The organism is Flavobacterium azizsancarii (assembly GCF_027980145.1).
In the GTDB taxonomy this organism is placed as follows: Bacteria; Bacteroidota; Bacteroidia; order Flavobacteriales; family Flavobacteriaceae; genus Flavobacterium; species Flavobacterium azizsancarii.
The window spans coordinates 1-13021 of sequence record NZ_JAMZNK010000019.1; the positions used below are offsets into that span (position 1 = coordinate 1).

10 protein-coding genes are annotated in these 13021 nt (G+C 32.4%); 3 read left to right on the plus strand and 7 right to left on the minus strand.

Annotation, left to right across the window (positions count from 1 at the left end; all coding sequences use genetic code 11):
• Positions 1 to 320: 320 nt before the first annotated feature.
• The 5 genes from NJT12_RS12660 to NJT12_RS12680 form a co-directional block, all read right to left on the minus strand.
• Positions 321 to 506, minus strand: coding sequence for a hypothetical protein (locus NJT12_RS12660; RefSeq protein WP_271336283.1), 186 nt, complete (start codon positions 504 to 506; stop codon positions 321 to 323).
• A gap of 9 nt (positions 507 to 515) precedes the next feature.
• Complete coding sequence (locus NJT12_RS12665) at positions 516 to 3665, minus strand: DEAD/DEAH box helicase (RefSeq protein ID WP_271336284.1); 3150 nt, start codon at positions 3663 to 3665, stop codon at positions 516 to 518.
• A complete protein-coding gene (locus tag NJT12_RS12670; RefSeq protein ID WP_276598308.1) occupies positions 3662 to 4057 on the minus strand; it encodes a (deoxy)nucleoside triphosphate pyrophosphohydrolase in 396 nt (131 codons plus the stop codon). The genes NJT12_RS12665 and NJT12_RS12670 overlap by 4 nt, the downstream gene beginning before the upstream one ends.
• Positions 4058 to 4152: 95 nt before the next feature.
• A complete protein-coding gene (locus NJT12_RS12675) occupies positions 4153 to 4626 on the minus strand; it encodes a hypothetical protein (RefSeq protein WP_271336286.1) in 474 nt (157 codons plus the stop codon).
• 555 nt (positions 4627 to 5181) lie between these two features.
• On the minus strand, positions 5182 to 7647 hold the full coding sequence (locus NJT12_RS12680; RefSeq protein ID WP_271336287.1) for an AsmA family protein: 2466 nt from the start codon (positions 7645 to 7647) through the stop codon (positions 5182 to 5184).
• Between the two features lie 247 nt (positions 7648 to 7894).
• Here NJT12_RS12680 and trxA point away from each other — a divergent pair, with 247 nt between their 5' ends.
• Positions 7895 to 8212 (plus strand): thioredoxin, encoded by a 318-nt coding sequence (trxA, locus tag NJT12_RS12685; protein WP_041516662.1) that lies wholly within the window; start codon positions 7895 to 7897, stop codon positions 8210 to 8212.
• Between the two features lie 531 nt (positions 8213 to 8743).
• Here the strand turns inward: trxA and NJT12_RS12690 are convergent.
• The gene (locus NJT12_RS12690) at positions 8744 to 10834 is read right to left on the minus strand and encodes an ATP-binding protein (protein WP_271336289.1); all 2091 of its coding nucleotides are present in this window, start codon (positions 10832 to 10834) and stop codon (positions 8744 to 8746) included.
• Positions 10831 to 11538: a LytR/AlgR family response regulator transcription factor gene (locus NJT12_RS12695; protein ID WP_271336290.1), complete on the minus strand. Its 708-nt coding sequence runs from the start codon at positions 11536 to 11538 to the stop codon at positions 10831 to 10833. The genes NJT12_RS12690 and NJT12_RS12695 overlap by 4 nt, the downstream gene beginning before the upstream one ends.
• A 205-nt stretch (positions 11539 to 11743) precedes the next feature.
• Here NJT12_RS12695 and NJT12_RS12700 point away from each other — a divergent pair, with 205 nt between their 5' ends.
• Both NJT12_RS12700 and NJT12_RS12705 read left to right on the plus strand, forming a co-directional pair.
• Entirely contained in the window at positions 11744 to 12298 is a 555-nt protein-coding gene (locus NJT12_RS12700; protein WP_271336291.1) for a hypothetical protein, read from the plus strand.
• A gap of 66 nt (positions 12299 to 12364) precedes the next feature.
• A complete protein-coding gene (locus NJT12_RS12705; RefSeq protein ID WP_271336292.1) occupies positions 12365 to 12958 on the plus strand; it encodes a hypothetical protein in 594 nt (197 codons plus the stop codon).
• The last annotated feature ends 63 nt before the right edge of the window (positions 12959 to 13021 follow it).

A 13021-nucleotide genomic window follows, 5' to 3' on the forward strand; every position in this document is an offset into this window, starting at 1 on the left:
TTGAACCGAAATAGTGGGACTATTCAAACCGAAATAGTGGCACAAATTCACCGAAATGGGTGGCACGGTCCGACCGAAATCACTGGCACAAATCGAACCGAAATATCCAATCAGTCGAAGACGGTTTTTATTGGTTGAATGAATTAGCAGAAATTCTAAATCCTTATTTGGATGTTGAATAAGTAAGAATGAGAAAAGCCACTGAAAAGTGGCTTTTTTTATTTTGTGGTTTACTTTGCTTTTTCCGCCTGTTTTGTCATTCCGAAGAATGAGGAATCTCCGCAAGTAACTCCGTTGCAATTGTAAAGTAATCTACATTTTTAGATTTTCTTAATTCTAAATTTGGTAATGTGTTCGCATCCATCACATTTAAGAAAGCTATTATCATCTACAAACATGTCTATCTCAATTTCGTAATCACAAACAGGACAATTGTAAATAATATCTATAAGTTTAATAGGCGGATTAATTACAGTTGGAGTTTCTAGGATTGAATGTTTTATCATGTTTTTACATTAACCTACCGACATTTTCGCAGACTCTTTCCATAGATAATTTGGCATTGGCTCATTTAACTCCCATTTAATGTTCATTGGTTTTTGGTCTTCATATTCTTTGAAATTGCCTTCTCCAATAAAAACATATCCCATTGTATTTCCCTTTTCATCATTTGCTTTTTCTCTGATGAAAAGTAAAATTTTCTTATCATTTTCTTGTTGTTTAATATAGGATAAACCTCTACCAATATCGGGTCTTGAAGAATTTTGACTTTGCCAATGAAATAAAGTTTCACTTATTGCATAATCGTCATACATTGTAGTCGGAGAAAAGTTTTCTTCTGATTTAATTAAGTTAATAAAAAGTAGTTCAGTGTTTAAATTAACATTCTCTGCCACACCTTCTCGACTGGAAGATTTTTTTTCAAAATTACTTAGTCCAAATGCAACTAAAATTTGATCTCTTGTGTATCTCGCATGTAATCTTAGTGGTTGATCATATGGTAATTTAATTTCTATTTCCTTGAAATCAATTCTATCAATTAATATTTCTAATACTTCAATAATTTCATCAACTAAAATTTTATTTTTCCCAATTGCTTTAATGCTCAATTCTAATGATTTAAATAAATCATGATTTTGCCATACATCATAATGCAACATAAGTAACATTGTTTTTTCGTTAGCACTAAAATCATCAAGATGAATATTAAATCCTTGCTTTGCTATTTTAAGAATAAAGTTGAAATAATTCGTTGAACTTGTAGAAAGCCATTTATTACTTATTGCAGAATAAATTTGTTTTTCATTTATGTTTTCAAAATCATCAGTTATTCCTGCTCGTTGACATAATCTTGACCAGCTATCTTTTTTATAAATCGTTTCAATAGGAATATGATATAATTCAATAAAATTATTTAAAGTTAATGGTAAATTAGTTTGATGTTGAAAATTTATAATTTTAGTAATTAATTGATTTACATTTAATGAAGTAGCTTTTTTAATGTTTTCAAGAATTGTTTCTTTTGTTTTTTTCTCCAAAACAATGGAGCAGCCTAAAGGTAAATGAGGAAAATCATCTTCAATTTCTTTTTGAACGGAAGTTGTTGTTTTGCCAATTAATGCTCTGAATTTACTTTCGAAATCATATTCTGGTCTCGAGTTTCCAACAAAATCTAAAACAGTTAAACAATCCTTTCCTTCTGCTAAACGCAAACCACGACCTAATTGTTGAAGGAAAACGGTTAAACTTTCTGTTGGTCTTAAAAACAAAACAGTATCAATTTCAGGAATATCTACACCTTCATTGAAAATGTCAACTACAAATAAATAATTGAATTCTTTTTTCTTGAATTCTTCTCTAATTCTGTCTCTTTCACTGGCATTTTTAGCGGTTAAATAATTTGCTTTTAATCCTGCCAAATTAAATTTTTCAGTCATAAAAATAGCGTGTTCAATGGTCACACAAAAACCGATCGCACGAATATCATTTATGTCATTTAGATATTTATTAAGATTTGTAATTATTTCCCCAACACGAATATTGTTTTTAGTATATAATGCTGTTAATTCGCTTGCTACATATCTACCTTTTTCCCATTTTACATTTGTCAAATCAATACTATCCGTAATTCCAAAATATTGAAAAGGACTTAACAGTTTTTTGTTTAATGCTTCAGGAAGTCTTATTTCTGCTGCAATACGATTACAGAAATCATCTAGGATATTTTCATTATCCATTCTTTCTGGAGTTGCAGTTAATCCTAATAAAACTTTAGGTTTAAAATAATTTAGAAAAGGTCTATAACTTGAAGCCGATCCGTGGTGCGCTTCATCAAGAATGATGAAGTCGTAATAATCTGGAGAAAGGTTTAGATCTTTTAATCTATTATTTAAAGTTTGTACTGAGACAAAAAGATATTCATTAGAATTCGGCTCAATTCCATCAACCCATAAATCACCAAAGTTATTATCTTTTAAAACTCCTTGAAAAGTTGCTTTTGCTTGTTGTAAAATTTCTTTTCTATGTGCTACGAAAAGCAATTTAGAGGATTTATTATTGTTCCTGAAATTCTTGTAATCAAATGCAGATATTACAGTTTTCCCTGTTCCCGTAGCAGCTACTAAAAGGTTTCTATATCTATTATGAACATTCCTTTCAACTTCTAGTTTTTCAAGAATTTCCTTTTGATAAGGAAAAGGTTTAATATCAAAATAAGCCGTGGTAAAAGTATATTCTTTTGAAAATCGACCTTGTTTGAGAGCATCAACTAATTTTTCAGAATGAATGCTTTCATCGTATAATTCAAAGTCTGCATTTTGCCAATACGCCTCAAATGTTTTTTTAAATTTATCAATGATATGACCAACTTCTTTAGTCGTAACTTTTAGATTCCATTCTAGTCCATCGGTTAAAGCTGAACGAGAAAAATTCGAGGAACCAATATAACCAGTATGAAATCCTGTATTTCTTTGAAATAAATAAGCTTTTGCATGTAAACGCTCATTTCCTGTATTATATGAAACTTTAACTTCTGTATTTTCTAATGATGCCAAGAATTCGACAGCTTTCGAATCTGTTGCACCAATATATGTAGTTGTAATTACTCTTAGTTTTCCTCCTCTTTCTGTAAATTCTCTTAATTCACGTTCAAGAATTCTAATACCTTTCCATTTAATAAATGAAACTAATAAATCAATTTTATCCGATGATAATATTTCTTTTCGTAATTCGCTTTCTAAAGTTGTTCCTGCATTTCCTCCAGTAAAAAGCTCGCTATGAATTAGCCTAGTGTAAGGTGTAATTTCTTTTAAATGTAGATCTAAGTCTTTAAAATGAGCATCGACTTTTGTAAAAACAGCGTTTAATATTTTTCCTTCTGTTTCAATTAAATCACCTTCAAATTCTGCTTTATCTAATTCATCTCTTAAAAATTGAATTATTTTATTCGAAATTTTTATTTGATTATCTATTAAGTCAATTTCTTTTTGTCTAGGTAGATTTTCTAATGCATATTTGATGACTTTGCCAATATGTTGTGATAATAATTGAGAGGCTTCGGCTTTGTCTATTGAAGTTTTTTTTATTTGAAATGTATCTTTATCTAATTCGTTTATTTTGTAGTTTATCAGTTTGGTAACTAATTCTTCATATAATCCTTGGTTCATATTTCAAGTTTTAAAAATTCTTCAACGATTGGTAAATCTGCTTCTGCCCAATCAAGTTTTAATAATTGTGATCTTTCTAGTAATCTGTAATCTTTATGTTCTGCTAATTTTATTTCACCAGAAATATACTGAACTAAGAATGGAATTAAATTGATTTTAAAAGTACCATAATCATGAATATTATTTGTCAATTTTTGTAATACTTCGATGTTGATATTTATTTCTTCTTTTATCTCTCTTTTTATACAGTCTATTTCACTCTCATTAATTTCTAATTTGCCGCCAGGAAATTCCCATTTTAAAGGTAATTTCATTTTTTCATTTCTTTGCGCAACGAGAATTTTTTCATCCTTTAAAATAATTGCACAAGTAACATTTATGATTTTAGACATTTTTTAATAATGCGATAAATGATTTATAAATTCTAATTTGGTAATGAAGCTTAATATTAGTGAAATATAATCACATTAACTATTCTTATTAATTTTTAAGAATTAAGATTTTCAGGATAAGCAATATTGAAATAGTTTTTGAAAGCCTTACAAAGTAATTCTTTATCTACTTCAAATAATTCGTTTCTAACATCCCAATCTTTAATATATTCTTCATCGCTTTCGCTAATTTCTTCTCCATAAAATTTTCGAGTTAAAATGTCACTTAACAAAACGCTGTTGCAATGAGAATACTTTGGATAATATTTCTCAATGAATGCCCAATAATCAAATTTATCATCATCTTCTTTTTCTTCTTTACCATCTTTCTCTTCGAATTCCTTGATTACTTCAAATTCAAGCCAGCCCATTGCTTCGCCAATTCCTTTATAAAATGCATTTCTTTCTACCCAAGTTTCGAAAGTATACTTTTTTAAGTTGATGATTTTTTCAAAATCATCTAAAGGTTCATTATTATGAAATTTCCTAACTTGATCTTTTCCGAAAATTATTTCTGCTAAATATTTCATTTCTTGATAATGGATTTTGTTACTAAAAAATATTTTAAAACATGCTTGATTCAAATGTAGTTTTTAGTCGAAAATTGAGCCGCTTACAATTGTCCTCATTAATAATAATTTAAAATCAATATTATTTTAGTTTTGACTTTCTTCCATAAAAAAAACACCAATTATTTCTGACTGGCGTTAATTAATATTTCTAAACTTCTTATGAAAACAAAAGCCCTAGCCCTGATGGGAACGGCATCCTTTTGTGGCGGGGTTCGCCACAAAAGATATAGTGGACAGCAGGAAATTGCTCCTGAAAATTGAAATTCCAATATTTAAAATTACAAATTCCAAAAAAGCAAATCTTTGGCGAGTTGCTTACGGAGATTCCTCGTTCCTCGGAATGACAAGATTGTGGAGAATTAGTGGTTGTTATCTTAGTTCGTGATAGACAAGATTGGTTGAGTTTTTAGTGTGATTCCTCGTTCCTCGGAATTGACAAAATTGAGTGAATTGACGATTGTTTGCTTGTTTATTTATAATGACAAGATTGTCGGGAAAGTGTTGCAAATAATATTACTTATCCTTCTTTCCCCATTTAATTTTCATTTTTCCATCATCACCATCAAGTGCAATTAAATGCAGAACAATTCCTCGGTCGCGAACGGCGTCGCGTTCGGCTTTGGTGGCGAGTTTGATGTCGTTTTTGGAGTTTCGGAGTGGGATGGTGAGGGCGAGATTGGTGCCTCGGCCAAAGGAATAAATACCTTCGGCATCGAGGTTTAAGACGCTGGAACTAATGGTGAAATTATTGACATCGATTTGTTCTCCGCGCAATTTAAGATTGCCGGATAAATCGCTAAACGTAATATTCTCGACATCGCGGAACGGAAAAGCAAACTTGCCAATTTTTACGATAGGTTCAAAGTTTAACAAAGCGCCCTGATTGACGTTGAACGTTAGATTGCCGTGCATAGAATTGGTGATGAGTTCGCCATTGCTATTGATGAATCCGGTTACATTGGCCTGACTGCTGAGTTTTCCTTTGATGTTTTTAGGGTTAAAAGACGTAACGCCAAAGTTGTTGAACGACTTTAAAAAACTCGCAATATCTACACGATTTACCTGCGCGTTGGAGCTAAAGGCAAAGTTTTTTCCGCTTGGTTTTACTTCGCTGTTAAACGTGATGCTTCCGCCGGAAGTTTGCAGCGAACCGTTTTTTATGACCAATCTCGAATCGATCATTTGCACGGTTGCGGTGGTATTGGTCGCGGTTAGTTTATTATAATTGATGTTATCGGCTTTGATGTCGATTATTACAGAACATTTGTCGATTACGGTTCTTAAATGGTTCGAAATCGTTGGTCTTTTGGCGGTTTTGGCAGTGACTTTTGTGGTTTGAGAAGTCGCCAAAACGCCCAGAAATTGTTTTAAGTCGATATTTGGGCAATAGATTTTCCAGTTTACGATCATTCTTTCGGGTGCATCATAATAGAGGTTCAGGAAATTGTCGATTTTTCCTTCGATGAAAATCGTGTTTTTATTGTGTTTATAAGTAATTTGTTTGATGAGCAAAGCTTTCTCTGTAAAATCAAGATGTATGTTGGTTTTTACGGCATGAACATTTTTTGGTATATAATGAAATGAGGCATCATCGACATCGATTTTACCAATAAAACGGGGTTTTGTAATGTACAAATCGACTATATCAAACTGAAATTTCAGGTTGGCTTTTGCATGACCGGCCGTAAACTGAATCCATTTGTCGTTGCTGATTTGGTTGAGTCTTTCGATATCGAACTCTGAACTTACGTTTCCGGTTGCCAATGGTTTTTCGAGATTGTTAATCGCTAATTGGGGAATCGTAAGCGGAATATTCTCGTATTCGCCCGCAAATCTCGTCAGGATAATAGCCGAATTGGCGTCGTTGTAACCGTCTTTTGGTTTAAAATTATTGGTAAAAATTCCTTTAAAATTACATTTTTTGATTAATCCGTCCGGAATACTCAATTCGTTGTCTTTTATGATCGCCTGAACGACAATTCTGGGATCTCCTTCGGCATTAAAATCGCCTTTTATATCGCAATTTACGTCGATAGGTTTACTTAAATTAAAGCGATTTAGCTTCGAGCTGATATTGGCAGACAGTACATTCGACGCATTTTGCCATAAAATAGAAGTCCCAATATTGATTCCGAAAAGGGCATTTCCTTTGGCAAGATTAAAAAATGCGATAATGTCAAACGAGTCTGTTCCTATTTTTAGATTTCGGGTTACGACATCAATTTTTTCTTTTTTGGAGGAATACGAAACATTAAAAGTTCCTTTGAGTTCTTTTTCTTTGGCAAAACTGCCGTGTACGGTATTAAACGCTAAACTCTTTATTTGCGTATCCAGAAAAACATCGGTTTGCCAATCGCTTCCGTCATAATTTACTTTTGTATTTAAACTCGCAACATCAAAATCAAACAATTTATGCCCAAGCCGATTGTCAAGAATAAAATGAACATCGTTGAGGTCGATTTCATCAATTGTCGTTTCTCGATCAGATTTATTTTCGGGCGTTTTTTTCTTTTTAGGTTTAAAGATATCGGCGTTCGAATAACCGTTTTCGGCTTTATAAACATAAATATCAGCGTCGTTGATGAGGATTTTATGTATGTTGATTTCGTTGTGCAATAAACTCCAAATGTTCAAACGCGCTTCGACTTCGTTAGCTTTCAGTAAAGTATGTTTGTGCGTTGCCCATTGATTGTCTTTGAGCTCGACATCTTTTAAGGCTAAAGTAAAGTTTGGGAAACCGGTTAGAAACTTATAATGAAAATCGCCAATGTGGAATTTTCCGTTGATGTTTTCGTTGATTTTTGTGTTGATCTTGGCGATGATTTCGGTTTTATTTCGGTTGAAATAAATGGATAATCCGCCACACGCAATTAATAGTAATGCAATAAGTCCTAATATAAAAAAGCCAAAACGCTTTGCATATTTTTTAAAGTGGACTGATTGAAAGAAGTTTTTTATATGAAGTAAAGTTGATGCCATCTCGAAGAAATTTTCTGGATCATTAAAGATAAGTTAAAAAACCGACGTTATTTTAAAAATATGGCCTTGGATATGTTGTAAGGTATAACTTATTTTTAAAAAATATGGGAATCGTATAATAAATGACAATACATTTATAATTAAAACTAATTTAATAATGGTGTTTCATTAGTATTTAATTTTTAAATTTGTACTCTAGTTTGAAAACGAAAACAATTCAGACAATAATTTTAAAAGATAAGAAATTATGGCATTAGCAATAACAGATGCTACTTTTGATGAAGTAGTTTTGAAATCAGATAAACCAGTAATGGTAGATTTTTGGGCAGCATGGTGCGGTCCTTGTAGAATGGTTGGTCCAATCATTGACCAAATCAGCGAAGAATACGCAGGTAAAGTAGTTGTTGGTAAAGTCGATGTAGATGCTAACCAGGAATTCGCTGCAAAATATGGTGTGCGTAACATACCTACCGTTTTGGTTTTTCATAACGGTGAAGTAGTAGGAAAACAAGTAGGAGTTGCTCCGAAACAAACCTACGCAGATAGTTTAGACGCTTTGTTGTAATCGTAAGATTATGATTTATATAAAAAAGGTTTGGCGAAAGTCAAGCCTTTTTTATTGGAATAAAATTGAATTGAGCATATTTTAAACACATAAGAACATAGCTTTTCTAATGTAATAAAAAGGCATTTCATTTGTGTGAACACACATAGCTATCTGAAAGAAAGGTGTTTCTTTGTGTATTCTTTTTTTCGGAATGTAAAGCTATGTCCCTATGTGTTTAAATAAATTGGCGTAAACAATAAACAAGAGAAAGTCAAGCCTTTTTTATTTTAAAGGTTTTTTTTTGCCACGAATTTCACGAATTAGCGCGAATTGCTTTGAGCTTAACATTCAATTTTACGAATTAAAATGTGGTATTTTTTTACCACAAATTTCACAAATTTTCGCAAATTATTTATTTGATACTGATGAAATTTTCACGCAGATTTGGCAGATTAAAGCAGATTTATTTTTGATATTAGTTATTAATAAATCTGTTTCCATCTGCTTAAATCTTTTAAAATGGGTGTAAAAAAAAATAATTCGTGAAAATTAGTGTAATTCGTGGCAAACTTTTATCGTAAATGTAGTTCCTGAATCTTGCTGAGAATTTACTTCTATTTTACAATTTATGGCGGTGGCGAGATCGCGAATAAGATGCAATCCCAGACCGGATTTGATACCTATAACTTCTGAGTCGTCGTATAAAGCTTTGAATTGTTCCTGAGTTCCTCCTTTGCCATTATCTGTGATTGAAAGATAAGTTTGGTTGTTTTCTTGCCAGGCTATCCAGATTATTTTTCCGTTTGGGGTTTTATCGAGTGCTTTTATGGCGTTTCCGGTTAGGTTTCTAATGATGGTTTTTAGGTAATTTTCATCGGTATTTAAGATGATGTTTTGAGGATCTTCAAATGAAATATGGATATTTTCTATTCCTGAGAAATGTTTCTGGGTTTCTTCGAATAAAATAGAAATTTGAACTTCTTTAAAATGAGGCTTGAAATTTTCCATTTGGCCTTTGCTCCATAATAAAATATCTTCCATTGAGGTTAATAGATTTTCGGCGCCGGTAATGACTTTGGTTTGCATTCGTAAAGTTGTGGCTTCGTCGATCAATTCCGGACTTTCTTTTTGAAGGTGTAAAAAGTGAATTAAATTTGAAACGGGGCTTCTTAAATCATGATTTAAGATACTAAAGAACCTTGCTTTTATTTTATTGGCTTCGTCAAGTTCCTGATTTAAAAGCTGTAATTTCTGATTGGTTTTTTTACGGTTTTGGTTTTGTCTGAACAATAATAATCCAATAATGCCAACGAGAATTAATCCTGAAATTAAGTAGAAACGCTGCTTTTTGGCTTGCTGAATCTGAATGTTTTTGATGGTATTTTGAGTCGAAAGGTTTTTGATTTTTTGTTGTTTGCTTTTGTTTTGATAATGTGCTTCGGCATTGGCAATACTTTGTTTTGCTGATTCCTGCATCATTTCGTCATTAGATTTGCTGTAGATTTCGTTATAATGAAAAGCCTCTTTCCAAAGCCCTAATGCGGCATAACTTTGAGATAGTTTTTTATTAATATTTACAAAGGATTCCTTATCGTAGGTCAGGGCATTTGTTGAAGCTTTTTTTAAGGTTTCGATAGCTTTTTTGTATTCTCCTTTTTCATACAAAACTGTTCCTAATACGGCATTGGCTTCCATCAAAATTTCTTCATCGTTTGATTTTTGTCCAAGCAAAACCGCTTTTTTAGCATAATTGTAGGCTGTGTTTGTTTTTCTTTCGTTTATGTAATGGTCAGACATACTTCGATTGGCAAAACTCAAATTAAGAAAAAGCGAATCTTTAGCGGTTGGATAAGTGTAAATTAAGTTGTAGTATTTTTGGATACTATCTGGTTTTTTTAATGCGACAAAACTCTGCAAGTAATAATTGCATAAAAAAGCATTTACATAAGGAGAATTTTTAACATAAGGTTTTGCTTCGTTTAAATATTCAATTGCCTTGCTGTACTGCTTCATTCTTGTATAGGAGCTCCCAATTTGCAAATAGGAAATTCCAATATTCTCTAAATTTATTTTGTCTTTTTTAAGGAGTTTTTTATAAGTTATGGCCTTTAATTGATATCCAATAAAAGTTTCATACTTAGAATTATTTTGGTAATATTCGGCTAAACTTCCATTTAACACAGCTTTTGAATAATTACTTTTGGTTGTGTCAAGAATTTGCTTAATGTAATTGATTAAGGCTTTTCCTTTTACAGTATCTCGAATGGAATAATAAATGTAATTAAGGCGCATTAAAGCCGATGTCTCATTTTTTAAATGATGGGATTTTTGAGCATATTTCCACGATTTTTCATAATTGATCAGTGCTTTTTCATATTGGTTATTACTGAATTCATAAGCTGTTCCAGTGTAAAGATAAAACCGACTAAGATAAGCAGGATTGTTTTTAGAAAGTGAAACTCCCTTTTGAGCAGCAGATATAAGTTTCGCATAATCTTCTTTTTCTAAAAGAGTGTCGGTATATTTTAACCATACTTTTAGTTTTTGATCGACAGTTTTATATCGTGCCAAATTAGGTTCTTCCTGCGCAAAAACAGTCAGGCTGATGAGGGACAAAAACAAGAACCCCATTTTTTTCATGAGAACAGGTTTAGGTTTTCCTTATAACTTCTTCCAACCGGAATGGCGACATTGTTGTTTAAAATAATTTCGGTTGAATTGATCTTCTGAATAAATTGTCTCTGAACGGCAAAACTTCTGTGAATTCTAATGAAGGATTGAAAATGGTCTTCTTTCAAAAGATTGCCAATACTCGATAAAACGCAATGTCTTTTTTTATCGGTGATAATCAAGGTATAATCTTTTAAGGCTTCGAGATACAAGATTTCATGCAATTTGACTTTCGTTTGTTCGTGTCCTTCTTTAATATAAATCGTATCACCGCCAATACTGGCTTCAAAAAGAGATGCTTTGAGTTTGATCTCCATAAACTCTTCAATCCTGCTTATGGTTTGTGCAAATCGATCGAGTTTTAATGGTTTTACGATAAAGTCTAATGTTTCGATTTCAAAACTTTCAACAGCGTGTTCAGGATGTGCAGTTATAAAAATACAAACCGGAATTTCGAGCGTTTTTTTTCTGAACTCAATTCCGCTTAAACCAGGCATATCAATATCCAGAAACAAGATGTCGACTTTTTGTTCTTCAATAAATGGAAGCGCATCTTCTGCCGATTCAAAAACACCCAGAATATCCAGAATAGGAAACTTTTTGGCAAACGATAACACCGTAAGTCTGTCTATTTCGTCATCGTCGATAATAATACAAGTGTATTTTTTGGTCATTTGGTTCGGGTTTTATGTCGTCTGTCTATTTAAAATGTTGTTGGTCTATTAGTGGTTTTTCGGTTGATTTTAATCCTGCAAATTTGTCTCGTAATTCAGTCATCATATAAAAAGAAGCTTCTTTAACTATCATTTGACTTTTACAAAAATAACGCTATTGAATTAAATAAGAACCATTTAATGAATTATTAAAACCAAAATTATTATGAAATTTTCAAAAACCATTTTCACACTTTTATTAGTCGCAATTTCTACAATCTCATGCAGCAGCGATGACGGAACAAACGGAATCGACGGAGTTGACGGACTAGCAGGAGCAGCAGGAGCAGCTGGGGCAACAGGAACAGCAAATGTTATTTATAGCGCATGGATAACTGCTCCGGTAGCAATTGCAGAAACTATAGACGGCGCGCCGGGAATGTCTACTTTTATTAATGCGCCACAATTATCAGAAGATATTCTTGCAAAAGGAACCATACTGGTGTATATGTCTTTTGGATCAGGAACTTTTACCTTGCCGTATACATCAAATGCCGGCGGAACTACCAATACTATTACGGCTATTTCTACTGCCAAGAAAATTAAATTGTTCAGATTTACACATAGTGGAGTAGGAACAGTGAATTTGCCAACAAGCCTTAGCTGGCGTTATATCCTAATTCCGGGAGGCGTTGCTGCTGCAACTGCAAAAACGGCAAAACTTGATTATTCTAAAATGAGTTATGAAGAAGTTTGTGCACATTTTAATATTCAACAATAATCTTCGAAACAAGATAAGTAATTCAATCTATTGAACTACAATAAAAACCAACCAAACCAGATTATTATGAAAACGTTAAAAATAATTTTCACACTTTTGACATTTGCAGTTTTAAGCATTTCCTGTAGTAGTGATGATGACAAAGCAGCACCAATTGTATATAATGCCGAAAATCCTCTTGATTTATATTTGTCAGGATCAGGATTTAGCCAAAAAGCAACAGATGTGAAAAACTCAGGAATCTACGAATATGGTTTCAGTTTTAAGCCAACGGTAACGGGTAAAATAACGTCATTTTTTGCAAAAATCCCAGACGCAAACATCAACTTAAGAATTACGTTATGGGATGTGGCGACCAAAACAGTTATAAAATCTGAAACTATGAATGTCTCGATAGCAAATATGCCTTTCGAAAAAACGATCGTTCCCATTCAGTTAGTTAAGGACAAAGAATATTTCTTAACAGTAAATAGTGATGACTGGATTAAAAGAACAAAAACGGACGGATCTGCAACAACTTACCCAATTGTGGCAGGAAATATTACAATAACGGGTTATGCTTATATCTCAAGTACAGCAACAGAAAGTCTTTTTCCTACGAATGCGAGTAATAATTATTATGCTGGAGACACGAGCTTTTCATTTCAACAAACTGAATAATTTTATTTTTGGATAGTTAGAATTAGTATGTTTGGAAAAAGTCTGGCGATGGTCAGACTTTTT